This is a genomic window from Serratia sp. PL17 (genome assembly GCF_017832355.1).
Taxonomy (GTDB): Bacteria; Pseudomonadota; Gammaproteobacteria; order Enterobacterales; family Enterobacteriaceae; genus Serratia.
In genome coordinates, this window is the sequence record NZ_JAFIBY010000001.1 from 1670190 (window position 1) to 1692570 (window position 22381).

22 protein-coding genes and 1 pseudogene are annotated in these 22381 nt (G+C 50.8%); 9 read left to right on the top strand and 14 right to left on the bottom strand.

The window, feature by feature from the left end:
* Positions 1 to 369: 369 nt before the first annotated feature.
* Positions 370 to 945 carry a type 1 glutamine amidotransferase family protein gene (locus tag JOE25_RS08015; RefSeq protein WP_209633932.1) on the top strand — a complete coding sequence of 192 codons (576 nt, stop codon included), beginning with the start codon at positions 370 to 372 and terminating at the stop codon, positions 943 to 945.
* 39 nt (positions 946 to 984) lie between these two features.
* Here JOE25_RS08015 and JOE25_RS08020 read toward each other — a convergent pair whose 3' ends face one another.
* From JOE25_RS08020 to JOE25_RS08045, 6 genes and pseudogenes are all read right to left on the bottom strand, one after another.
* Positions 985 to 1647: an anti-sigma factor gene (locus tag JOE25_RS08020; protein ID WP_209633933.1), complete on the bottom strand. Its 663-nt coding sequence runs from the start codon at positions 1645 to 1647 to the stop codon at positions 985 to 987.
* On the bottom strand, positions 1644 to 2204 hold the full coding sequence (locus tag JOE25_RS08025; protein ID WP_209633934.1) for a sigma-70 family RNA polymerase sigma factor: 561 nt from the start codon (positions 2202 to 2204) through the stop codon (positions 1644 to 1646). The genes JOE25_RS08020 and JOE25_RS08025 overlap by 4 nt, the downstream gene beginning before the upstream one ends.
* Before the next feature lie 64 nt (positions 2205 to 2268).
* Positions 2269 to 2829 carry a fasciclin domain-containing protein gene (locus JOE25_RS08030; protein ID WP_209633935.1) on the bottom strand — a complete coding sequence of 187 codons (561 nt, stop codon included), beginning with the start codon at positions 2827 to 2829 and terminating at the stop codon, positions 2269 to 2271.
* A gap of 158 nt (positions 2830 to 2987) precedes the next feature.
* Positions 2988 to 3677, bottom strand: a complete 690-nt coding sequence (locus JOE25_RS08035; protein ID WP_209633936.1) for an alpha/beta hydrolase — start codon at positions 3675 to 3677, stop codon at positions 2988 to 2990.
* Between the two features lie 157 nt (positions 3678 to 3834).
* Positions 3835 to 4443 (bottom strand): annotated as a pseudogene (locus tag JOE25_RS08040) (GNAT family N-acetyltransferase).
* A gap of 284 nt (positions 4444 to 4727) precedes the next feature.
* Positions 4728 to 4886, bottom strand: coding sequence for a YqaE/Pmp3 family membrane protein (locus tag JOE25_RS08045; protein WP_037419737.1), 159 nt, complete (start codon positions 4884 to 4886; stop codon positions 4728 to 4730).
* 222 nt (positions 4887 to 5108) lie between these two features.
* Between JOE25_RS08045 and JOE25_RS08050 the strand changes: the two genes are divergently transcribed.
* Positions 5109 to 5285, top strand: a complete 177-nt coding sequence (locus tag JOE25_RS08050) for a GhoT/OrtT family toxin (RefSeq protein WP_012145459.1) — start codon at positions 5109 to 5111, stop codon at positions 5283 to 5285.
* 51 nt (positions 5286 to 5336) lie between these two features.
* Here JOE25_RS08050 and JOE25_RS08055 read toward each other — a convergent pair whose 3' ends face one another.
* Together JOE25_RS08055 and JOE25_RS08060 are read right to left on the bottom strand one after the other, a co-directional pair.
* Positions 5337 to 7454 (bottom strand): TonB-dependent siderophore receptor, encoded by a 2118-nt coding sequence (locus JOE25_RS08055; RefSeq protein WP_209633937.1) that lies wholly within the window; start codon positions 7452 to 7454, stop codon positions 5337 to 5339.
* A 402-nt stretch (positions 7455 to 7856) separates the two neighbouring features.
* On the bottom strand, positions 7857 to 8147 hold the full coding sequence (locus JOE25_RS08060; RefSeq protein WP_209633939.1) for a hypothetical protein: 291 nt from the start codon (positions 8145 to 8147) through the stop codon (positions 7857 to 7859).
* A 171-nt stretch (positions 8148 to 8318) separates the two neighbouring features.
* On the opposite strand from JOE25_RS08060, the gene JOE25_RS08065 reads away from it, so the two are divergent.
* The 3 genes from JOE25_RS08065 (at position 8319) to JOE25_RS08075 (ending at position 11005) form a co-directional block, all read left to right on the top strand.
* On the top strand, positions 8319 to 8801 hold the full coding sequence (locus JOE25_RS08065; RefSeq protein ID WP_209633941.1) for a hypothetical protein: 483 nt from the start codon (positions 8319 to 8321) through the stop codon (positions 8799 to 8801).
* 341 nt (positions 8802 to 9142) lie between these two features.
* Complete coding sequence (locus JOE25_RS08070; protein WP_209633943.1) at positions 9143 to 9703, top strand: 3'-5' exonuclease; 561 nt, start codon at positions 9143 to 9145, stop codon at positions 9701 to 9703.
* Positions 9704 to 9811: 108 nt separating this feature from the next.
* A complete protein-coding gene (locus JOE25_RS08075; RefSeq protein WP_209633945.1) occupies positions 9812 to 11005 on the top strand; it encodes a multidrug effflux MFS transporter in 1194 nt (397 codons plus the stop codon).
* Between the two features lie 5 nt (positions 11006 to 11010).
* Here the strand turns inward: JOE25_RS08075 and dadX are convergent, their stop codons facing one another.
* Positions 11011 to 12084 carry a catabolic alanine racemase DadX gene (gene dadX, locus JOE25_RS08080; protein ID WP_209633946.1) on the bottom strand — a complete coding sequence of 358 codons (1074 nt, stop codon included), beginning with the start codon at positions 12082 to 12084 and terminating at the stop codon, positions 11011 to 11013.
* A gap of 72 nt (positions 12085 to 12156) precedes the next feature.
* Entirely contained in the window at positions 12157 to 13461 is a 1305-nt protein-coding gene (locus tag JOE25_RS08085; RefSeq protein ID WP_209633948.1) for a D-amino acid dehydrogenase, read from the bottom strand.
* Between the two features lie 537 nt (positions 13462 to 13998).
* On the opposite strand from JOE25_RS08085, the gene JOE25_RS08090 reads away from it, so the two are divergent.
* On the top strand, positions 13999 to 15534 hold the full coding sequence (locus tag JOE25_RS08090) for a SpoVR family protein (RefSeq protein WP_037419977.1): 1536 nt from the start codon (positions 13999 to 14001) through the stop codon (positions 15532 to 15534).
* 62 nt (positions 15535 to 15596) lie between these two features.
* Here the strand turns inward: JOE25_RS08090 and fadR are convergent, their stop codons facing one another.
* Positions 15597 to 16316, bottom strand: coding sequence for a fatty acid metabolism transcriptional regulator FadR (gene fadR, locus JOE25_RS08095; protein ID WP_037419750.1), 720 nt, complete (start codon positions 16314 to 16316; stop codon positions 15597 to 15599).
* A gap of 243 nt (positions 16317 to 16559) precedes the next feature.
* Here fadR and nhaB point away from each other — a divergent pair, with 243 nt between their 5' ends.
* Together nhaB and dsbB are read left to right on the top strand one after the other, a co-directional pair.
* A complete protein-coding gene (nhaB, locus tag JOE25_RS08100; protein WP_209633950.1) occupies positions 16560 to 18131 on the top strand; it encodes a sodium/proton antiporter NhaB in 1572 nt (523 codons plus the stop codon).
* 124 nt (positions 18132 to 18255) lie between these two features.
* Entirely contained in the window at positions 18256 to 18786 is a 531-nt protein-coding gene (dsbB, locus tag JOE25_RS08105) for a disulfide bond formation protein DsbB (protein ID WP_037419753.1), read from the top strand.
* 622 nt (positions 18787 to 19408) lie between these two features.
* Here dsbB and JOE25_RS08110 read toward each other — a convergent pair.
* Positions 19409 to 19855 (bottom strand): YcgN family cysteine cluster protein, encoded by a 447-nt coding sequence (locus tag JOE25_RS08110; protein WP_209633953.1) that lies wholly within the window; start codon positions 19853 to 19855, stop codon positions 19409 to 19411.
* Positions 19856 to 20249: 394 nt separating this feature from the next.
* Here JOE25_RS08110 and JOE25_RS08115 point away from each other — a divergent pair, with 394 nt between their 5' ends.
* Complete coding sequence (locus JOE25_RS08115) at positions 20250 to 20498, top strand: CsbD family protein (protein ID WP_037419760.1); 249 nt, start codon at positions 20250 to 20252, stop codon at positions 20496 to 20498.
* A gap of 66 nt (positions 20499 to 20564) precedes the next feature.
* On the opposite strand, the gene JOE25_RS08120 is transcribed toward JOE25_RS08115, so the two are convergent.
* On the bottom strand, positions 20565 to 21221 hold the full coding sequence (locus JOE25_RS08120; protein ID WP_012145477.1) for a fumarylacetoacetate hydrolase family protein: 657 nt from the start codon (positions 21219 to 21221) through the stop codon (positions 20565 to 20567).
* An 83-nt stretch (positions 21222 to 21304) separates the two neighbouring features.
* Entirely contained in the window at positions 21305 to 22366 is a 1062-nt protein-coding gene (locus tag JOE25_RS08125) for a lytic murein transglycosylase (protein WP_209633955.1), read from the bottom strand.
* Positions 22367 to 22381 lie beyond the last annotated feature (15 nt).

Sequence of the window (22381 nt, forward strand, 5' to 3'; positions counted from 1 at the left end):
ACAGCCCCACAATCCTCTTCTCTGCGAACATTCCGTGATCTTGGCGGGATAAATGCGTCGCAATTTTGTTGAGGATATTCTGATACCTGCGTCATTTCGTCTTTTCCCCTTGTCGCTGAAATTTAGCTGCGGTACTGTCGCCATCTGGACACACACCACACCAAAATCAGAATAGAATCCAGTTTGTCGCTATCATCCCTTAATCCCGCCGCTGTGCGGGATTTTTTTGATATCAGCCTTGGCAAGACAATGAGATAGCACGTCACAAACCCTACTGACAGAAATTGGCAGTGGCAGCCTTTAAGCTGGGTACTCCTGCGTGGGGTAACGCCTCGCTCCACGCCAACAAATGCAGGGAAAGACGCACCAATGAAACGCGCTATCACCGTTATTACTGACAACTTTTCCGATTGGGAAACAGCTTTAATCAACTCAACTTGCCGCGGTTATTATGGTTTTGATATCCGCTTTGCGGCCCCAAATGGTGACCCGGTAATCTCCTCCAGCGGTATGTTTGTGACGCCGCAATTGTCGATCGAAGCCATCCCGTTGGACGACATTGATTTGTTAATCATTTGCGGTGGTACGGCATGGCAGACAAAAGAAGCGCCTGATATCAATGGCCTGGTGGCTGAGGCATACAGCAAGAATATCGTTGTCGCAGGAATTTGCGACGGAACCCGGGTTCTGGCACAGGCGGGCGTGCTTGATAACTGCCGTCATACCTCTAATTCGGCAGAAAACCTGTCGTCAGTACCGGGCTATCGGGGAGGTACGCACTATCAAGACGTGCCTTATGCCGTAACCGATCGACGTATTGTGACAGCGCCGGGGAGTGCCCCCGTCAGCTTTATGGCAGAAATTTTAGCGACGCTGGGGATCAGAGACAGTAACATTCAGGCTTATCTGGCAATGCACGCGGCTGAACACAGTAAGCCGGTTTAATCCGCTTGCGCAATGACCACCGCAACGGCCCATAAGTCACTACAGTGAAACGAGCTGCCCAGCATACAGAACTGGCCCTGTAGGCTGTCCAGTGGGGGATCCACCCGCAGGTTCCAGGCTGATGGCGATGGTCATTCCTTTGGACAACTGAATCTGATCCAAAGTCAGCCTGGTCACGTCTCTCGCCGCAACCACACCAAGCGACACCGGTTTTTCCCCGGCGGGTATTGCCCACAGTTGCAGACTGTTTGTCGCAGCAATTTGTTGTGGATTAACTGGGGTGAGTTGCAGATGTTTTACCGCTTTGTCGAGACTGACAATCCACTGCTCGCTACCGCGTTGCTCGCTACTCAGCACCAATGCAGGGGTAAACTCCGGCGGTTGTGCGATAAAACGCGGCACCAGCACCACTGCGGCCAAACCCGCGGCGAGTGCCCAGGCAAGATAATCCCAGCGCCACTGGCGTTGGCGTGACAGCGGTGGCAGGCTAAGTTGGATTTTCTTCCATACCCGTTCCGGCGGCGTTATCGGGATCAACGCGTGATCAAGAGGCGCTAACAACTGCTGCCAACGTGCCACCAATGCGGCCAGCTCTGGCTCGTGGCGAATTCGCTGTTCCAGTTTGAATCTCGCCGGGCCGCGCAGCGTGCCTAACGCATACTCCGCAGCCAGGGCTGAGTCATACTCCCCCCGGTTTTTCATAATCCCACGCAGTCTTTTAGATGGTCGAGAGCTCGGCGGATCCAGCTTTTAACCGTGCCAAGCGGTTGTTGAAGATAAACGGAAACTTCACCGTGCGACATTCCCTGATAATATGCAAGCACGATACTTTGTCGTTGATCGGTGGGCAAATGATCCAGACACGCCGTGAGCTTTTCTCCCTCTTGCGAGCGTTGCAACGCCTCGGCTGGTTCAGCGAAACTGTCACCGTCACCATCAAAATCAACCAGCTCATCCTCGCGTTCTGCCGCCTTTCCGCCCGCACTTCGTAACCAGTCAATAGCGCGGTTGCGCACAATGTGTGTCAACCAGGTCAGTGGAGAACTGAGCAGCGGATCGTAACTGGCTGCCCGATTCCATACGCTGATGAAGCTCTCATGCAGCACGTCTTCTGCCCAAGATTGCCGCCTGAGGATACGCAAGGCAACGGCATACAAACGCGGTGACGTTTGGCGATAGAGTTGCTCAAAAGCCTGGCGATCGCCACGTCCAATGGCTTTCATCATCGCCACATCATGTTCTGGTAAGGGTTCAGTCATGTCCCATCCTGATTAAGGTGCGGGGGCTGTCGCTCAGACCACCCGCACCAAGTATAGACCCAATTTATTTAGGCATCAGGACAGTATCAATAACATCGATCACCCCATTATTCTGGAACACATCATAGGTGCTGATATTCGCAATATTACCCTTTCCATCTTTAAGCTGAATATTGTGTGGCCCATTGTTCATGATCCACAAAGGTTGCCCATTCACCGTTTTCAATTCTGCTGTTCCCTTGCCGTCATGGATTTTTTTCTCCAGTTGTTTCATGTCATACCTGCCTGCTACAACGTGATAGGTCAGCACACTGGTGAGCAACGCCTTGTTTTCCGGCTTCAGTAAATTATCGACGGTACCCGCCGGCAATTTGGCAAAGGCAGCATTGGTGGGCGCAAAGACAGTAAATGGCCCTTTCCCCTGCAGAGTATCCACTAACCCAGCAGCCTTAACCGCAGCCACCAGGGTTGAATGGTCTTTGGAGTTAACCGCATTTTCGATGATATTTTTACTCGGATACATGGCTGCACCACCGACCATAACCTGATCACCCATCATGGCAGCAGCAGACACACCGCTGAACAAGACTGATGCACATAAAACGCCAGTAATAAGCTTTTTCATGACCATTTCCTCGAAGGTAAGGGAGGTAAAGTTTTGCCTCACATTCTGATATACGTACGAGGAGATGCTTTTGGATGCAGCTGGAGAGAAATTATTTAAGCAGTCAATCTCTATAAATGAAAAACCCCACGGCAGTGGGGCCTTGAAGCAAACAACCTTTACGAAGCCTTCGCTGCTTCATCAATTAAAGCCGCCACTTCCTGAGGGTGCGAAGCGAGAGAGGCATGACTGGCATTCAAGGTAATGACTTTTTTCGCTTTTAACCGCGCTGACATTCGCTGTTGATTCTCTGGCGCAATCATCCGGTCATTACGGGAGATTTGATACCATGATGGTTTGTGCTTCCACGCAGGCTCAGTAATAGCATTACCGAAGGTACTGGCCAACGGCGCCTTTTGCGTCACAGCCATCACCAGAGCTTCATCGGCAGCAAGATCCTGACAGAAGCTTTCGTGAAATTTATCCGCTTTGATCCATAAATAACCGTCACTGTCCGGCATTAGGTTCACTGCCGCAACGGGAGGATGTTCTTGCGTAATTCCACCCGCGCTTTCACCCGCGTCCGGTGCAAACGCGGCGATATACACCAACCCGACGACGTTCGGTAGATTACCCATTTCACTAATAACTGCACCGCCATAAGAATGTCCGACCAAGAGCACCGGGCCGCCCTGCTGTGCGACCATCTTACGCGTGCGTTCAGCATCATCAGCCAACGATGTCAGCGGCAGTTCTACGGCGTGAATGGCGTGATAACCCTTACGCGACAATTCGGTAATGACGTTGCTCCAATGCGCTGCTCCGCCCCAAAATCCATGAACCAGGACAACTGTGGGTTTTGTCTTCATTACTGATTCCCTCTTTAACGTGGAGGCGCTACGTCAAACTCGTTCATTGAGTGCTGTGATCCTCTCAGCATCCTCTGCCCTGAATCAAAACGCCTTATATGCCCTGTTGTATATAGTGCACACCTATCGTTTTCAGCAATAGCTCCGAATAGTTAACTTATGGGGCATCCCTCCCCGCACTCCATTCGGTACGGGTTATTTCCCAGATTTCCGTAAGCATGCGGCCACCCACATAGTCATTTTCTTTTGTTGCGACCACACGCATACCGCTCTGCATAGAAATAGATCGTGACGCCAGGTTATCCTTTGCCTTGGGCACCCTCAACACAGTTTGCTCCAGCACATTGAACCAGTAATCTGTCACGATCTGACTGGCTTCCGTCATCAATCCCTGACGTTGCCATTCTTGGGCAAGCCAGAAACCCCGGTTGCTGCCACCGCCAACACTCAGGTTAATCACACCGATCAAATGCCGTTCATCCTCTTGGCGCCGGATAGATCAAAACCAGCCAGTCCCTGCCGCCATCGCCGGTAATGCCACATGATTGATGAATTCAAGCGCGGCACCATCAGGGTATGGCCAGGGTATTTGGCATGTCATATGACGTACGATTTCCCATCGTGGAAACAAACGCTGAATATCTCCAGCATCGGCACGCTCCAATGGGCGTAATACCAATCTACCGCTGACTAATACAGGAATATCCAAGGGAAAGTCTCCAATAGTTAGGGCTGGTCTGGCGGCAAAGCACTCCTTCGCTGACATTAAAACTAGGATTTATACCCATTAAGATCTAAAATCTCATGTAAAAACAATAAGAAGTAATTTCACCAAAATCGAAAGGGAAGTTTTACATGAAGGAAATGATCTCTATCCTTTTTATCGCAGGCCTTTTGGCCATGCTGTTTTCATGGCTGTTTGTCTATGGCCTCAACATCCATTAGGGTTCCATAAAATAAAAAACCCCGGCATGTACAAACGCCAGGGCCTATTGTGCTACACGACATTCACGGATGCATTTCCATTGAAAACACCGGGAAATTAGACAGTTATTGCTTCGTCTGGATCCAGAATGCGTGGATCAACCCTGGGAAGTAGCCCAATAAGGTTAAGATGATATTGAGGATAAACGCCCCGCCGATGCCTTTATCAAGCAATACACCCAGTGGCGGCAGGATGATGGTAAATACGATTCTCCAAAAGCCCATAATTGCACCTCATGTTGTTCTACATGACACCAACATATTACATTATCTTAACATTTTCAAATCATCTCATTACTGAATACTCTGAAAACCCAGCGACATGGACATATATCCACATATTTTGTGGTTATATATAACAAATTGAACAAACAATTAATAAGCATTGATTATGTAGAATTAAGCTCCTAGAATTTACAGCTTAAAAATACAACTGGGATCGGTTTCATGTCGTCGCTGTGGGTTGCAACACAATACTTTTATTTAATTGGCCTGTTAGTCTCTATGATTTTTACCTACCTGGTCAGTCGGGACACGATTAAGATTCGTTTTATCAGTGCATTAACGATTGGTTTGACCTGGCCTCTGAGCTTGCCTGTAGTGTTGATGTTCTCCTTGTTCTAACGCTATAGAAACCGCCTCGCCAAACATCGACGGGGCGATATTACCCTTTCTTTAGAAGTCGTATCCGACCGTTGCCACCAGGGTACGCTCCGCTCCCCAGTAACAATAACCGGTGCCGTAACACGCAGCAACGTACTCTCTGTCCGTCAAGTTATTCACGTTCAATTGCACATAGGCACCTTTCAACGACGGATTCACGCGGTCCAAATTCATTCGTACCGAGGCATCGAGTAGCGTCACGGAAGGAATACGCAGCGTATTTTCATTGTCCGCCCACTGTTTACCGATGTAACGCGCCCCAGCCCCCACCTCAACGCCGTAAGCCGTCGCGTATTTTCCCCACAGTGACGCCATTTGTTCTGGCACCAAATACGGTGTATTGCCGTCGTTGCCATCAATTGCGTCTTTGAACTTCACTTTGTTATAGGTATAGCCAGCAATCAGATCGAAACGATCGGTGATCTTGCTGCGAGCCTCGAGTTCAACACCTTGAGAATGCACCTTACCGGCAGGCAGATAATAACTTTGCTGTACAACGCGGTTGGCTACATCTTTCTGCGTCAAGTCATAAAGCGCCACGCTGTAGATTGATGAACTGCCTGGCGGCTGGTACTTCAAACCCACCTCATATTGCTCGCTGGTGCTCGGTTTCAACATATGTCCGTTCTGATCGGGCAGCGCCTCCGGCGTCACCGCCGTGCTATAACTGGCATAAGGTGAAAAACCACTATCAAAATGATAAAGCAACGACGCACGTCCGCTGAAGTTATCATCACTACGCGCATCGCTAGTGCCCGTGTTGAGCACCGTATTTTTTGAATCTATGCGGTCAAAACGGCCGGACAGATTCAGATACCAGTTCCGCAGACTGATTTCATCCTGTAAATACACCCCCGTCTGCTCATAGTGACGCCTGGAATCGGTATGCGTCAGATGGGTTAACCCCGCGCCACCGGACACGCCGGTATAGGGATTCAACGTAGAAGCCCCTGCTGACTCATCCCACAGATTGTTACGAAAGCGCTGGTAATCCAGCCCCAGCATCACTTTATGTTCCAGCAAGCCGGTAGCAAAATCAGCTTCAAGTTGATTATCGACAGCAAATGCATCCAACGAGGTCGCAGAACCGCTGTAATAGCGGTTCAACAATTGGTGTTCTGGATCCCAGCCAATCTGATATACCTGCTGTAATTCAACATTGGAATGGGTATAGCTGGCATTTTGCCGGAATGACCAAACATCGTTAAAACTGTGTGAGAAAACGTAGCTGTAGATTTGTTCCCAGCGTTTGAACACATTACGGCTGCTTTCGCCGTCGAAGAACCCTCGGCCCAGTTTGTCTCCTGAGCTTGAGTAAAGGCTCCCATCAGCCGGCACCGCGCTGTGATAGCCGCCAGAAGGATCTTTTTGCAAATAGGCTTTTAACAACAACGAGGTATTTTCGTCCGGCTGCCACAGTAATGACGGTGAAATAGCATAACGTTCTTCGCGCTGGTGGTCATACATGGTTTCACTGCTGCGCGTCATTCCCGTCAAGCGATAAGCCCATTGATCCGATAATGGCCCTGTCACATCAAAGGCACCGCCTTTAGTGCTGTTGTTACCGGCACTGAGATTAACGTGCCCCTGCGTGTCGAACTGCGGCCGCTTGGACGTGAGCGCGACCAACCCACCCGGAATGCTTTGCCCATACATCACCGACGAGGGCCCTTTAATAATATCGATACGCTCCAGGAACCAAGGGTCAACCTGCAAGGCATTGTAAGTGCCGCCGTCACTCAACAAACGTAAACCATCAAGGAAAGTATTATTAACGTCACCACCATGAAAACCACGTAACGCAATGGTGTCATAGCGCGTCGCACCACCGGAAAAATTGGTAAAGACACCCGGTGCATATTTCAACGCATCGTTAACCGTCTGGCTACTCTGATCGGTCATCTGCTGGCGCGTAACCACCGAGACAGACTGCGCCGTCAGGACCAGGGGGGTATCGATTTTAGTGGCTCCCTGGCTGGTAGTGGCCTGGTAGCCTTGTGTTTGTGCCTCTGCCGTGTCTGCGGTTTTTGCCGTGACGACCAACGTATCTTCAGCTAACGACGTCAATGGCAGGAAGATCGCGAATGCACATAAAACACGCGACCTTTTGACAGGAAAAATAATCGACATGCTTGTAATCCCTAGTAAATATCATTAAATCGCACTCTATGAGCCAGCTCGCCCGTTACAACGAGTAATGCGTCCACAGAGGCTTACAAAATGTAAATACTAATGATAATCACTCTCTTTATCCATAATGATTTACACTATACGTTGGCTTTTTATGAGCCTCCGAAGTGACTCAGCCCACAGGTGCCCCATAGTCAGAATGGACATATCTTATTGAAAATAAAAAAGTGCCAGCTCAAGGCTGGCCATAGAATGGGAGTAAATGTGACAGGTGCGTACCGGATTGGGTGGCGCATAAGGGATATCCCTTCTCACCCTTTTCAGCCAAAAATGATAACGATTATCATTATATTTTGAAAAGTGCTTAGTATCTACAACTTTTACAGCATTGGGTACTGACCTTCAACGAGGTCTGGTGAACCGGGCATACAAACGCCCTATCGCAAACAGCGTTCCCCAAACCAGAACATTCAACCCACCCCATACGACGAATACGTATATAAAGGTTTGATAAATGGGAATGCCCCGATCGGCGGAGAATGGATTAAAATGCCAAAATCGAATAATGACGAAAGGGTTTAAGTTAAACCACTTAAAAAAGAAAGCGACCAGCATTGGCGGAAGCAAAAAATAAAGACCCAGCGTAAAAATCAACAGATACGCTGCGAAGCGGCTATTTTTATAATCTTTCATATCAATGAATTACCATTAGAATTCAACTATTAACGCCAAAGCTCGTATTGTTCGATACAGACCTGACATACCTTGATTAGTTCCCATTCGGGGCCAAAATAAAGCCTGTTTGACGTTTCAAATTCATTTAGTTTTTGGGTGCTATAACGCTAGTCAGCTCAGGAGGCTTCAATGATACCGGACTATTGCCCTATACCACCAACCCCCAAAAAACTCAAAGTCATCTATGGCTGGTATATATATACCGTCTATGCACAGTTGATCTTTAATGTTTACCTGGCGGTATATAACGGCTGTGTCAGGCACCCGATTGAAGCGCCGTTGATCTCAGTGTGCCACAGCCTGTTCATCGCATTTATTCTCTATCAGGTGTTGAAAAAACGCACGCATTTCGCGTGGGTTATGTTGGCCTATTACATTCTGATGCGACTGTATTACGCCAATGTACTGCATATTGAATTCAATGCATGGAGCCGTGGGCTGGTATTCATTTTCCTGACGCTGCTACTTACCGGCACCGTCGCCGTAGGGCAACTGGCAACGCCCCCTCTGCGTCAAGATTGGTTGGCACGCCTGGGCTGGCGGCAATGGATAACACTGGCTAGTTTGGCAGGCATATTGACGCCGTTGATTACCATCAATTATTTGGGCTGAGTGCCGGTCATTGTCTTGGGATGTGAGGCTCGGAGATATCTACCAGACGGCACACTTTGGTATAATTGTTAGACTTTTCACATATTTTATCAGTGACAAAAACGCCAAGGTAGCTCAATACCAGCAGATAACCGACCATACACAAAATGAAAATAAACGTTCTCACCGATAGAACCAACCCGACAACAGAACCCTGAGTATCATACCTCGGTTACCCTGCCTTAGACTATTTCAAAGTATTCTTTAAATCCGCCGGTCATTTCAGACATACTGGCCTGACGGCGCATCCTCGCCCGGTTTGTAGTAAGATTATGCACGACCTCACTTAGCCGGGAGCCCCAATGCACCATCTCATGTTAGACATTGAAACGCTGGACATAAAGCCAAGCGCTGTGATTCTGGTCGTTGCCGCTGTCTTTTTCGATCCCCAAACCGGCCAACTGGGCGCCGAGTTTGAAAACGCCGTGAGTAGCCAAAAAGATCAACCCGGCAGGACCATCAGCCTGGATACCGTCGCCTGGTGGGCGAAACAATCAGATGGAGCCCGTAAGCTGGCTTTCGGTGGCACTGAGACACTTAAACGTACGCTGACCAACCTGAGCCGGTTTATCCATATGAACAGCACCGACCCGGTAAAAGTCTGGGGTAACGGTAAAGAATTCGACTGCGCCATCCTCGAACATGCCTTTCAGCAGCTTGAAATGCCGTGCCCCTGGAAGTTTTGGGATACGCAAGACGTTCGTACCGTGATCACGCTGGCCGAACTGCTGGGTTTCAATCCCAAGAAGGAACGGGCATTCGAGGGCACGCCTCATCGCGCCTTGGATGACGCCAAACATCAGGCGCGCTACGTGGCAGATACGATCTCAGCACTTTACTATCGTAAAAACTCTGCACTGTAAGCGGAGCAGACAGGCGAAGCGATAACCAGCCTATGTTTTGCCCCTTTCTATTTAACGCCAGAGTCTCTACTCTAGCCCTCTTTGTCACTCGGACGTGCTGTTTTTGTTATGCAAAAATTTCTGTTTCTGCTTCTTAGCCTGGTACTTCTCGGCCCGCTGGGCATCGATCTTTATTTGCCGACTATCCCCGCGATCGCTCTCGGCCTTAACAGCAGCGAAGCGCTGATTCAGTCCACTATTTCGTTGTTCATTCTGGTATTAGGCCTTGGGCAGATTATCGCCGGCCCGTTAGTGGATAACTACGGTCGCAAGCCGGTGGCGTTGGCAGGTATTGTTATTTATATGCTTGGCGCGGCCATGGCGGCGTTGGCAACCACGCCAACGGTGTTTGTTGCCTCGCGGCTGCTGCAAGGTGTCGCGGTTTGTTGCACTGCGGTAGTGGCATTCAGCGGTGTGCGTGACCGAATGAACGGTGACGATGCGGCGCACGCCTTTGGTTTTCTCAACGGCACGCTGAATATTATCCCTGCACTGGCACCGCTGCTCGGCGGTCTGCTAGCTGAAGCCTTTGGCTGGCGCGCACCGTTCTGGTTCCTTGTGTGTTACGCCCTGGCTGTCTTGATACTGATCGCCCTGCGGCTGCCAGAGACTCGCCCGGCGGATACTGTGCGTGTCAAAGGATTACCGGTGCGACAATATGCCCGAATTCTTAGCGACCGCCGCTTTTTGTCCTTCGCCGTAGTTAACTCTGGGGCGATGGGGATGGCGCTGACGTATGTTTCACTAGCGCCTAACGTGTTGATGGGAACCGCCGGCCTAACCCCGTTGCAATTCTCACTGGTGTTTGGCGCTAACGGCTTTTGGATCATGCTGGTGAGTTTTTTCGCCAACCGGATTATTCACAAGGTCGGGCGGCCAGTATGCCTTGCGACCGGCGGGCTGTTGATGGGCATCGGCTGTGTTGGATTGCTGCTTGGCGTGTTCTTGCTGTCAGGCCCGGCGCAAACTCACTGGCTGGCTTATATGCTGCCTGTCGCCTGTGCCTGCGCAGGGCTTGCCTTTGTGATGGGGCCGGCAACCAGCTACGCGCTGGAGCCGTACTCTAACGAGGCTGGAGTTGCCTCTGCCCTGGTGGGATTTGTACAGATGGCCGGTGGTGCGGGGCTAGGCTTGTTGGCAATGGCACTGCCGTTGCAACCCAAGCTGTCACTCGCACTGGTGATGCTGGTGGGTTGCCTGCTGGCGCTGCACGCGCGGCAGCGCAGCAAGCAAATTAAAGGTCAATTGAAGAAAGTCGCCTGAGGCTTTTAAGCCTCAGTGGTCACGGGTACCCTGGCGGCCAACGCCGTCAGTAATTCATAGCCCAACGTGCCTGCCGCGGCAGCAACATCGTCAACCGGCAGGCGTCGTCCCCAAAGCTCTACTTCCGCCCCAATTTGGGCATTTGGGCATGGCGTTAAGTCAACCACCAGCATATCCATTGAAACCGTACCCAACGTCCGCGTCAGCACACCGTCTACCCAGACAGGTGTCCCGGTCTGCGCATGGCGCGGATAACCGTCAGCATAGCCACAAGCAACTACGCCAATACGCTGCGCACCTTCGGCACGGTAGCGCCAACCATAGCCAACCTGATCGCCGCGTTTCAACGTTTGAATCCCAATGATCTCGCTGCTCAGCGTCATGGTGGGCTGCAAACCGCTCTCCGCAATGTCACGCCATTGCCCGCTGGGCGAAGCGCCATAGAGCACAATACCTGGCCGCACCCAGCTACCATGGGTTTCTGGGTGCCACAACGTGGCGGCAGAGTTAGCTAAACAACGCGGCAAAGGGATAGACGACGCCGCGTCTTCAACAACCCTCATTTGCTCTACCACTCCCTGAGGGCCATCAGCAGTGGCGAAATGACTCATCACCGTCATGTTCGCAATATTGCTTATCTCCCTCGCTTTCAACCAAACCGCGTGCAAGCGTTCCGGTGCAAATCCCAGACGATTCATACCGCTGTTCACTTTCAGGTAAACATCCAGTGGCGCCGACAGTTTGGCTTCAGCTATCGCCGACAATTGCCAATCACTGTGCACTGATGTGGTCAAACGATAGCGATCGAGCAAGGCCAAATCTTGCGGCTTGAAAAAACCTTCCAGTAAAAGAATCGGCCCCTGCCAGCCAGATTCTCTCAAGGTAATGGCTTCAGCGAGATCCAACAGAGCAAAACCGTCGGTCTGTGCCAAACTGCGCCAAATATGTTTAATACCGTGACCATAGGCATTGGCCTTTACGACCGACCAGACTTTAGCGCTGGGGGCAAAACGCCGAACAACCTGCAGGTTATTTTCAAATGCGCCAAGGTGCAACGTGGCGGAAATCGGGCGAGGCATGGGCACTCCTACGGGCCTGCGAATGCCGTCACGGGACAACGCCCGTGACGACAACATCAATAAATTGGGTTCTTAACGCGCGGGATGCACATCATTTAAAGGGCCGGCGTAGCGGTTATGAAATCCAGCGCTGTATCGCGCCACCCCCAGGTCCTCCGAAGGAATAGCCGGCGTGATACCGGAAATGAGATCAGAAAGTAGCTGCCCAGAACCGCAGGCCATTGTCCACCCCAGTGTGCCGTGGCCGGTGTTCAGGAACAGGTTTTTCAGCGACGTTTTACCGACAATCGGCGTGCCGTCCGGCGTCATCGGGCGCAGACCTGTCCAGAACGTCGCATCTTCCACCCGCCCACCGTTAGGGTAAAGATCGCGTACTACCATCTCCAGCGTCTCGCGCCGTTTTTGCTCAAGCTGGGTATTAAAACCGACAATTTCCGCCATGCCACCGACGCGAATACGCTGGTCGAAACGGGTGATGGCGATTTTGTAGGTTTCATCCAGTACGGTCGAGAATGGGGCAGCAGCCTCATCCGTGATCGGGATGGTCAGTGAATAGCCTTTCAGCGGGTATACCGGGATCGACACGAGGTCGCGCAACAGCGCTGTGGAATAGGACCCGAAAGCAACCACGTAACTGTCAGCCTTGAAGATTTCGCCGCCGCACTGTACGCCACTGATTTTATCGCCTTCAACCAGCAAGCGATCAACGCTGCGGTTATACAAAAAGGTGACTCCTGCTTGTTGTGCCAGTTTAGCCAGTTGCTGGGTAAACAGTTGGCAATCACCGGTTTCGTCGTTTGGCAGTTGAAGCCCCCCGGTCAGCTTGTGCGCGACCTGGGCCAATGCGGGCTCAACGCTGGCCAGTTGGCTCGCTTCCAACAGCTTGTAAGGCACGCCGGCATCTTCCAGAACAGCAATATCCTTCGCTGCACTTTCAAACTGTTGCTGCGTTCTGAACAGCTGCAGCGTACCGCCTTGGCGTCCTTCATACTGGATGCCGGTTTCCTGGCGCAATGCTTTGATACAGTCGCGACTGTATTCTGCCAACCGCACCATCCGCCCTTTATTGGTCATATAGTGTTCAGTATTGCAGTTTTTTAGCATCTGCCACATCCAGCTTAACTGGAAACTGCTGCCATCAAGACGAACAGCGAGCGGCGCGTGGCGCTGGAACATCCACTTGATCGCCTTCAGCGGCACACCCGGCGCCGCCCACGGAGCCGCATAGCCCGGTGAGATTTGCCCGGCATTCGCCGCGCTGGTTTCCATTGCTGGACCAGGCTGACGATCAATCACTGTGACCTCATGCCCCGCCTTCGCCAAATACCAGGCGCTCGCAACACCCACAACCCCACTACCTAAAATTACCACTCGCATCGCTGACTCCAGCTCAAGGCATCACAAAGCATAATCTTCTGCTCACAGGAAATTAACTCAGTGGAAAAATCCGTCCAACATCTTAGTCATCAAACGTGACAACATTCACAATTAATTTATCGTTCATGGCCGGTTCTTTTGCAATAGCTACCTATAAATAGCGATAAGATGTTGTGAAAGCCCGATTTTAGAACGAAACAATGACCTATATGCTATCAATGACAGCATTGATAGCATAGAGAAAAACCCTAGTACGCAACATGGATTTAACAGAACATAAAATGAAACACCCGTACATAAACAGAATAAAAAACCATAAAAATAACATTAAACTGCCATAACCTTTTGTAAGACTTCTGCCCCCCTACAGCAGAAAAAACTCACGATAAAAGCCCTCAGGTACATCATTACTGGGAATCGACGAGACAGATCGTTGAATTTTTAAGCTTTATATCATTATTCCCTCTGCCCAGATTGAGCTACGATTGATCTAGGGTCTGCCGTTTGAGCAAGGTCCGTAATAACGAGGGGGCGCTGATGACTACTTCAACACATGACAAGGTCAAGGAAGATAAACGTCTGAGTGATGGGCCGGACTGGTCGTTCGAGCTGCTGCAGGTGTACCTGGAGCACATCGATCGCGTGGCCAAACATTACAAGCTAGACACCTATCCGCATCAGATTGAGGTCATCACCTCTGAGCAGATGATGGACGCTTATTCGAGCGTCGGCATGCCGATTAACTATACCCATTGGTCATTCGGTAAAAAATTCATTGAGACCGAGCAGCGTTATAAACATGGGCAGCAAGGCCTGGCCTATGAAATTGTGATTAACTCTAACCCCTGCATCGCGTATCTGATGGAAGAAAATACCATCACCATGCAGGCATTGGTTATGGCGCATGCCTGCTACGGGCACAACTCCTTTTTCAAGAATAACTATTTGTTCCGCAGTTGGACCGATGCCAGTTCTATTGTCGATTATCTGTTGTTCGCCCGTCACTACATCAGCCAGTGCGAAGAACGCTACGGGGTTGAAGAGGTAGAGAAGCTGCTTGATTCCTGCCATGCCTTGATGAATTACGGCGTTGATCGTTACAAACGACCGCAGAAGATCTCATTGGTTGAAGAAAAAGCGCGCCAGAAAAGCCGCGAAGAGTACCTGCAAAGCCAGGTAAATACGCTATGGAAAACCCTGCCGCGTGTCGAGCGTGAAGAGGCCCCTGAGCAAGCTCGCCGTTATCCAAGTGAACCTCAGGAAAATATCCTCTATTTCATGGAGAAGAATGCACCGCTGTTGGAACCGTGGCAGCGCGAGGTTCTGCGCATTGTGCGTAAAGTGAGCCAGTATTTTTATCCGCAGAAGCAAACGCAGGTGATGAACGAAGGCTGGGCGACATTCTGGCACTACACCATCCTTAATCATCTGTACGATGAAGGCCGGGTCACCGAACGTTTTATGCTGGAGTTTTTACACAGCCACACTAACGTGGTGTATCAACCGCCTTACAACAGCCCTTATTACAACGGTATTAACCCGTATGCACTGGGCTTTGCCATGTTCCAGGACATCAAACGCATCTGCCAATCGCCAACCGAGGAAGACCGCTATTGGTTCCCGGACATCGCCGGTAAAGATTGGTTGGAAACGCTGCACTTCGCCATGCGTGACTTCAAGGATGAAAGTTTTATCAGCCAGTTCCTGTCACCGAAGATCATGCGCGACTTCCGGCTGTTCACCGTGCTGGATGACGATCGTAATAACTATTTGGAAATTGCGGCAATCCATAATGAAGCGGGTTACCGGGCAATCCGAGAAGAGCTTTCAGCGCAATATAACCTGAGTGACCACGAGCCAAACATTCAGATCTGGAATGTGGATTTACGTGGCGATCGCTCATTAACGCTGCGCTATATCCCGCAGGACCGTGCGCCACTGGACAAGAGCCGGCGTGAAGTGATGAAACACTTACACCGTCTGTGGGGATTCGACATTATTTTGGAACAGCAAAACGAAGACGGTAGCGTCGAGCTACTGGAGCGTTGTCCGCCGAGGCCCACACCGTTATAGCCTTACAACCATAACAAAAGGGGCGCCATTGGCGCCCCTTTTACATCATGCGGGAATGTTGGTTAACGACGCGCTTCGGTCAGATCACTCGGCATGGTGCCTTGCATGCTCTGCCAGATAGCACCGCTGTCTTTACCATAGTTACGCACGCAATCCATTACCTGATCGTACGACTTCTCATGACACAGCGTTGACAGCTTGCTGTAGAAGGTCAACGCCAGTTTGCGCGATTCAGGGTTTGAGAAATAGTAGCGGCCAACGCGGGTATATAGCCCTTTCAAGCCGTTAAAAATCAGGCCGTAAATCGGGTTACCGGAGGCAAACGCCAAACCACGGAAAATTTCGTAGTCCAGCAGATTGAAAGCATCAGCTTGATCTTCCACCTGGGTGGCTTTCGCTAACACTTCCTGAGCGGCCTCTGGATGATTACGCACCGCTGCGCGAATAAAGATCGCCGCAATATTGGTGCGGACAGACAGCAGGTTGTCGATCAGTTGCGGGACGCTTTGGTGATCAAGGCGTGCCACTGTCTCAAGAATATTAAGGCCTGAGGTTTCCCAGAAATTATTTACTTTGGTCGGTTTGCCATGCTGAATGGTCAGCCAGCCATCACGGGCCAGGCGTTGTAAAACTTCGCGTAACGTGGTGCGTGTAACACCAATCAACTCTGAAAGCTCACGCTCCGCGGGCAAAATAGAGCCAGGGGGGAAGCGATTATTCCAGATACTCTCGATAATGTATTCTTCCGCGAAACCGGCAGGACTCTGCGCCTTTATGACCATGTGTTTGACGTTCCGTAGCGACGATAATGAGTAATAGTAGTCGGCTGATCATACCAGATCGCCAAAGCATGACATAGCGTGAGCGAAAAACATTAAACGAAACTGTGCATAAAGTGGCAAAAATTGTGCAAAAACACCGCGTCAGAGAAATTTCACGTCGTAAACCAAGCCCAGGTTGCAACTGCCCCGGCAGCATTGTTAGGGTATTATGCGATAACTTATTTTCAGGACGTATAACGCATAATGGAAACGACCTTACGCAGTGCCCTGGTGAAAAACTTCCTTGGGCAATCACCTGACTGGTACAAACTGGCCATTCTTATTTTCTTGGTGGTCAACCCGCTGGTTTTCTTTTTCGTCGACCCGTTCATTGCCGGTTGGCTGTTTGTCGTCGAATTTATTTTCACCCTGGCTATGGCGCTGAAGTGCTACCCCCTGTTACCAGGTGGTTTGCTGGCGATTGAGGCCGTGCTAATCGGCATGACCAGCCCCGACCGTGTAAGCGAGGAAATTGCTCATAACCTGGACGTCCTGCTGTTGCTGGTATTTATGGTGGCAGGCATTTACTTTATGAAGCAGTTGCTGCTGTTCGTCTTCACCAAGCTACTGCTGAACATTCGTTCTAAAATGCTGCTTTCTTTGGCATTCTGTTTTGCGGCAGCGTTATTGTCAGCGTTCCTCGATGCACTGACGGTCGTCGCGGTGGTTATCAGCGTCGCAACCGGATTTTATTCGATCTACCACAACATGGTGTCGAACCCGTCCGGCGGCAATGCCGACGTCAATGATGACAGTGGGCTGATAAACGACGATAACAAACAGACGCTGGAACAGTTCCGTGCCTTTTTACGCAGCCTATTAATGCACGCAGGTGTCGGTACCGCGCTGGGTGGCGTAATGACCATGGTGGGTGAACCACAAAACCTGATCATTGCCAAAAGCGCCGACTGGGGGTTTGTCGACTTTTTCCTGCGCATGTCACCCGTGACTCTGCCGGTACTGGTCTGCGGCCTGTTGGTCTGCCTGCTGCTTGAGCGTTTCTGCATATTCGGCTACGGGGCAAAACTGCCGGATCGCGTACGCGAAGTGTTGACAGAGTTTGACCGCCAGGCGACTGCCGGGCGCAGCAAACAAGAACAGGTTAAGTTAGCGGTCCAGGCACTTATCGGCGTTTGGTTGGTTGTCGCGTTGGCCTTTCACCTTGCGGAAGTGGGCCTGATTGGCCTGTCGGTGATTATTCTCGCCACTTCCCTGTGTGGTGTCACCGATGAGCACGCCATCGGCAAAGCCTTCCAGGAAGCCCTGCCCTTCACCGCTCTACTGACGGTATTTTTCACCGTGGTGGCCGTGATCATTGAGCAACACCTGTTTACCCCAGTGATTCAATTTGTTCTGCAGGCAGAGCCTTCTTCTCAACTTTCGCTGTTTTACCTGTTCAATGGCCTGCTGTCTTCAGTCTCTGACAATGTGTTCGTCGGTACGGTTTACATTAATGAAGCACGCGCCGCGTTTGAAAATGGTGCCATTTCTCTGAAACAGTTCGAAATGCTGGCGGTCGCTATTAACACCGGGACCAATTTACCGTCGGTCGCCACGCCAAATGGGCAGGCCGCCTTCCTGTTCTTGCTGACCTCCGCCCTGGCACCACTGGTACGTTTATCCTATGGGCGAATGGTATGGATGGCGTTGCCCTATACTGTGGTGTTAACGCTGGTCGGGCTGCTGTGCGTACAGTTTACTTTGGCGCCCGTGACCGATCTGCTTACCCAGTGGCATTGGTTGACGTTGCCGTCCATCGAAGCCGCTGTACGCTAATCCTGTAAACCCTCTCCGCTGCCAGCGACTATTTTTGTGCTGAATACGCCTCAAGTGGCTGGCAGCAGGGTTGAATTGGTTTACACTGCCGGTTCAATTGCTTACTGCATGGAAGAATAAATATATGTTGCAATTCTTTAACCGTTGCTCGCAGGGGCGCGGTGCTTGGCTGTTGATGGCCCTGACTGCATTGGTACTGGAATTAGTTGCACTCTACTTTCAGCACGTAATGCTGCTGCAACCCTGTGTGATGTGCATTTACGAACGCTGCGCATTGTTTGGTATTCTGGGCGCCTCGCTGCTCGGAGCCATTGCACCCAAAACGCCGCTGCGCTATGTCGCTATCCTGCTGTGGATTTACAGTGCCTGGGAAGGCCTGCAACTGGCGTGGAAACACACCATGATCCAGCTGCATCCTTCGCCGTTTAATACCTGCGATTTCTTCGTCAGCTTCCCTTCTTGGCTGCCACTGGATAAATGGCTACCGGCGGTGTTTCATGCGTCGGGCGATTGCTCCGTGCGCCAATGGGAGTTCCTGACGCTGGAAATGCCACAGTGGCTGGTCGGCATCTTCACTGCGTATCTGCTGTTCGCCATTATCGTGCTGCTCGCACAATTTGTTCGTCCGCGACGTCGCGACCTGTTTGGCCGCTAAGCGTGAAAGAATAAAAAACGGCGCCCTGGGGCGCCGTTTTTTATCGAGTTACTGATGATCTTCAGAGGTAAATCGGTATTAAGTATGTGTAAGGTAATAAACAAGCACAATCAGTGCACCAGCCACGGCAAACAGACGTATCATTTTCATTGTTTTACTCTCGGAACTTAGCGTGAGAGCGGTCAAACTACCTAACCTTATGTATAAAAAGAAGCATCCGAACGGGATCCAGTGCGTAATTTACATAACATTAAGTTAGGAGCGAGAAAAGCCGTATGCGAGGGCGAGCAAATTACGCGATCAGGATTAACAGCCTGAACGTTTGAGGCGTTGAAAATCTAAACCCATCTGCTTCATACAAAAAAACTCATCATAGTGATGCATTATTGCATCAATATTTTGATGAAGTTTTGCCGAAAAATCCTTATAGTATCTGCAAGTTAGTATCACCGATTTCCCTGGTGTTGTTGTGTGTCTTGCCCCTCATCTTTGCAGGGGCTTTTTTCCCTCTCTTGCATACCGTTTTTTTTGATCACGTCCAATTCTGAAGATTCACCCGCTATACGCCGCCCCGAGCAATACAACGTGTTAACCAACCGTAAATCCATTGAATTTCAGCGTATTAACGAGCCCAGTCAGGTTTGTTCAGAATGTGATCTTGCCAGTCCACCACTTCGCTTTCGCGTACAGCAATATGGCGCACCGTAATACGTTCACCGTGCATCGCCGCTTTGGAACCGCTAACCAGCGGATGCCATGGGAATAAAGGTTTACCTTCACCAATCAGGCGGTATGCACACGTCGGCGGCAACCAGTCAAACGTCGTAAGATTTTCCCGCGTCAACTTGATGCAATCCTCTTCCAGTTCAAAGCGGCGCTCATAATTGCGGCACTGGCACGATTTAATATTCAGCTGGTTGCAGGCTACGTTGGTGAAATAAATCTCGTCGGTATCTTCGTCGATCAGCTTATTCAGACAGCATTGCCCACAACCGTCGCACAGCGATTCCCACTCTTGTTCTGACATTTCCGCCAGCGTTTTTTGTTGCCAAAAAGGGGTTTGTGACATGTTCGCGTCCGGTATAGGTAAATGAATAGATAACCTGCGTACAGGTTTTGAGGGTGCACTATATAGATATCCCAGCCAGATAGGAAGGCTGAAAACACAATATAATCATAGCGATAAAAAAACATCGCTTAAAAAAAACGCTATTTAAAACAACGGTATTTAATATTAAACGGCATCACTGCCAGACGATTACGCCATGTCTTCGGTGGGTGAACACAACGTGCCTATCGTTCAATTATACGTACAAATCGCAGGTCCATCACCCTTTCGTTTTCCTCAGACGCTTAACAACCCACAGGATAAGATTCCTCTCATAAAGCACGTTACGCCGCCCCAATCAGCATAATCCTGCTATGGTTAATGTTCGCCTTTATACGAAGATAGGGAGCCAAGTATGTTTGGGAAAGCAGAAGATAAAGTGAATGAAGCTGCCGGTGCCGTGCAGGAAGCCTTTGGTAAAGCAACAGATTCGCCGGAACATCAGGTTAAAGGCGCGGCCCGTAAATACGCCTCTCAGGCTAGCTACGCAGCACGTGATGCGGCCGATACGGTGCGGACCCAAGTAGAATCCAACCCACTGGCAGGTGTGGCTATCGCCGCGGCTGTTGGCATTGTTTTCGGTTTCTTGTTGGGCCGTAAGTAACCCTTCACTCAGCTCTGACCGAAAAAAAGGCCCTGCGGGGCCTTTTTACGTTGTTCCAGTGTGGTTTCAAATCACACGCGTCGTTAACGATTTACCGTTGAGAGTGATTTTCAACATGTCGCCCGAGCTCATTGGGCCAACACCTTGCGGTGTACCGGTAAGAATAATGTCGCCAGCACGCAGAGTGAAGAAACGGCTCATGTAACTGATCAGCGGCAGGATCGGCGTGATCATGTCACGGGTATTGCCCTGCTGACGCACTTGGTCATTCACTGTCAGAGACAATTCTGCGTTTTGCGGATCACCAAACTCTGCAACGGGAATGAAGCCGGAGATCGGACAGGAACCGTCGAATCCCTTGGCCTTTTCCCACGGTTGCCCCGCTTTCTTAAAGCCGGCTTGCAGTTCACGCAGCGTCAGATCAAGCGCCACGCCGTAACCGGCAATTGCGCGGGCCACACGATCTTCATTCGCTTGCTTTAACGGCGTGCCGATCAGCACCGCAAGCTCCACTTCATGATGCACCGAACCGAACTCTTTGGGGATCGCCACCGGCTGACGGATATCACAGAGCGCCGTTTCAGGCTTAATAAACACTACCGGTTCTGCAGAGGTTGCACTGCCCATTTCCTTGATGTGGTCAGCATAATTACTGCCGACACAGACCACTTTATTCACCGGGAAATCAAGTAATGAACCCTGCCAGTCTCTATGTTGATACATACTACCTCTCCCTACAATCATGTAGGGGCTTAGCATGCTAAGCCCGTTATTCCACGCTCTGGTGGTGGCACCGTGGTCTTTATCTATTGCCCGATGCCGTCAGCCATCATACCCACACCGATCGCAAAATAGTAAGAGCGATTCCAGTGCATAATTGTGCGGAAGTTATCATAAACCAGGAATGCACGGCCTTGCATGTCATCGGGCGTGATCACCCAACCACGTAAGGTAGAATGCGGCAAAGCTGAACCGTCAGGGCGGCGCACACCACGCTTTTGCCATTCATTCACGCTGTGCGCCTGACTGTCTTTCAACCCTGCATTATCGGCGTTGAAACCGGCAGGCAGTTTCACCTCTCGGCCCCAACCAACACCGGGTTTCCAGCCTTCACTCGACAGATAATGAGCCGTCGAAGCAAACACATCGTCAACGTTGTTCCAAATATCAATACGGCCGTCCCCATCGCCGTCCACCGCATAGTGAAGGAACGAGGTCGGCATAAATTGACACTGTCCCATCGCACCAGCCCAGGAGCCTTTCAGCTGTTCACGGCTAACATGCCCCTGTTCAAGGATTTGCAACGCCGCCATCAACTGCTGGCTGAAGAAGGCCTCACGACGGCCTTCAAATGCCAAGGTGGCAAGCGCGGATATCACATCCTCGCGCCCCTGAATCTTGCCAAAGGCACTTTCCATCCCCCACAGTGCAACCACATAACGTCCCGGAACACCATAACGTGCAGTGATGTGCGACAGTTGCGGCTGATACTGCCGGTACAAGGTTCGCCCTTGCGCAATCTTGGCTGCAGGCAACACCCGCTTAAGATAATCATCCAGCGTAATTTTCTTTTCTGGCTGACTGCGGTCTGCCTTTATGACCCGATCAACAAAATTCACATTGGCAAAAGCACTTTCAACGACGACAGGACTGATACCCTTCGCCAATGCCTGGCGCTTTAGCTGCTCAACATAAGCTGGGAACTGCACGGGATCACGGCCGGTTTCGGCAAGCGTACTCTGCGCCGGAGGGTTGGTCGCCCCCGCTAAAGCAGCTTGCGGCGGAGTAACAACCTGCGCCTCGGCACGCTGGCCGACACATCCCAGCGTCAGCAGAGTCAACACCGTCGTTATCGCCGACAATCTCATTACACAGTTCCTTTG

What these genes read in the sequence shown, in the direction of transcription:
- JOE25_RS08115 (WP_037419760.1), top strand. Translation starts at nt 20,250, where the DNA reads ATGTTTGGGAAAGCAGAAGATAAAGTGAATGAAGCTGCCGGTGCCGTG.
- dadX (WP_209633946.1), bottom strand. Translation starts at nt 12,084, where the DNA reads ATGCCTCGCCCGATTTCCGCCACGTTGCACCTTGGCGCATTTGAAAAT.
- JOE25_RS08025 (WP_209633934.1), bottom strand. Translation starts at nt 2,204, where the DNA reads ATGACTGAACCCTTACCAGAACATGATGTGGCGATGATGAAAGCCATT.
- JOE25_RS08060 (WP_209633939.1), bottom strand. Translation starts at nt 8,147, where the DNA reads ATGAAAGATTATAAAAATAGCCGCTTCGCAGCGTATCTGTTGATTTTT.
- JOE25_RS08045 (WP_037419737.1), bottom strand. Translation starts at nt 4,886, where the DNA reads ATGGGCTTTTGGAGAATCGTATTTACCATCATCCTGCCGCCACTGGGT.
- JOE25_RS08055 (WP_209633937.1), bottom strand. Translation starts at nt 7,454, where the DNA reads ATGTCGATTATTTTTCCTGTCAAAAGGTCGCGTGTTTTATGTGCATTC.
- fadR (WP_037419750.1), bottom strand. Translation starts at nt 16,316, where the DNA reads ATGGTCATAAAGGCGCAGAGTCCTGCCGGTTTCGCGGAAGAATACATT.
- JOE25_RS08075 (WP_209633945.1), top strand. Translation starts at nt 9,812, where the DNA reads ATGCAAAAATTTCTGTTTCTGCTTCTTAGCCTGGTACTTCTCGGCCCG.
- JOE25_RS08030 (WP_209633935.1), bottom strand. Translation starts at nt 2,829, where the DNA reads ATGAAAAAGCTTATTACTGGCGTTTTATGTGCATCAGTCTTGTTCAGC.
- dsbB (WP_037419753.1), top strand. Translation starts at nt 18,256, where the DNA reads ATGTTGCAATTCTTTAACCGTTGCTCGCAGGGGCGCGGTGCTTGGCTG.
- JOE25_RS08085 (WP_209633948.1), bottom strand. Translation starts at nt 13,461, where the DNA reads ATGCGAGTGGTAATTTTAGGTAGTGGGGTTGTGGGTGTTGCGAGCGCC.
- JOE25_RS08050 (WP_012145459.1), top strand. Translation starts at nt 5,109, where the DNA reads ATGTCGTCGCTGTGGGTTGCAACACAATACTTTTATTTAATTGGCCTG.
- nhaB (WP_209633950.1), top strand. Translation starts at nt 16,560, where the DNA reads ATGGAAACGACCTTACGCAGTGCCCTGGTGAAAAACTTCCTTGGGCAA.
- JOE25_RS08120 (WP_012145477.1), bottom strand. Translation starts at nt 21,221, where the DNA reads ATGTATCAACATAGAGACTGGCAGGGTTCATTACTTGATTTCCCGGTG.
- JOE25_RS08090 (WP_037419977.1), top strand. Translation starts at nt 13,999, where the DNA reads ATGACTACTTCAACACATGACAAGGTCAAGGAAGATAAACGTCTGAGT.
- JOE25_RS08020 (WP_209633933.1), bottom strand. Translation starts at nt 1,647, where the DNA reads ATGAAAAACCGGGGGGAGTATGACTCAGCCCTGGCTGCGGAGTATGCG.
- JOE25_RS08015 (WP_209633932.1), top strand. Translation starts at nt 370, where the DNA reads ATGAAACGCGCTATCACCGTTATTACTGACAACTTTTCCGATTGGGAA.
- JOE25_RS08070 (WP_209633943.1), top strand. Translation starts at nt 9,143, where the DNA reads ATGCACCATCTCATGTTAGACATTGAAACGCTGGACATAAAGCCAAGC.
- JOE25_RS08035 (WP_209633936.1), bottom strand. Translation starts at nt 3,677, where the DNA reads ATGAAGACAAAACCCACAGTTGTCCTGGTTCATGGATTTTGGGGCGGA.
- JOE25_RS08125 (WP_209633955.1), bottom strand. Translation starts at nt 22,366, where the DNA reads ATGAGATTGTCGGCGATAACGACGGTGTTGACTCTGCTGACGCTGGGA.
- JOE25_RS08065 (WP_209633941.1), top strand. Translation starts at nt 8,319, where the DNA reads ATGATACCGGACTATTGCCCTATACCACCAACCCCCAAAAAACTCAAA.
- JOE25_RS08110 (WP_209633953.1), bottom strand. Translation starts at nt 19,855, where the DNA reads ATGTCACAAACCCCTTTTTGGCAACAAAAAACGCTGGCGGAAATGTCA.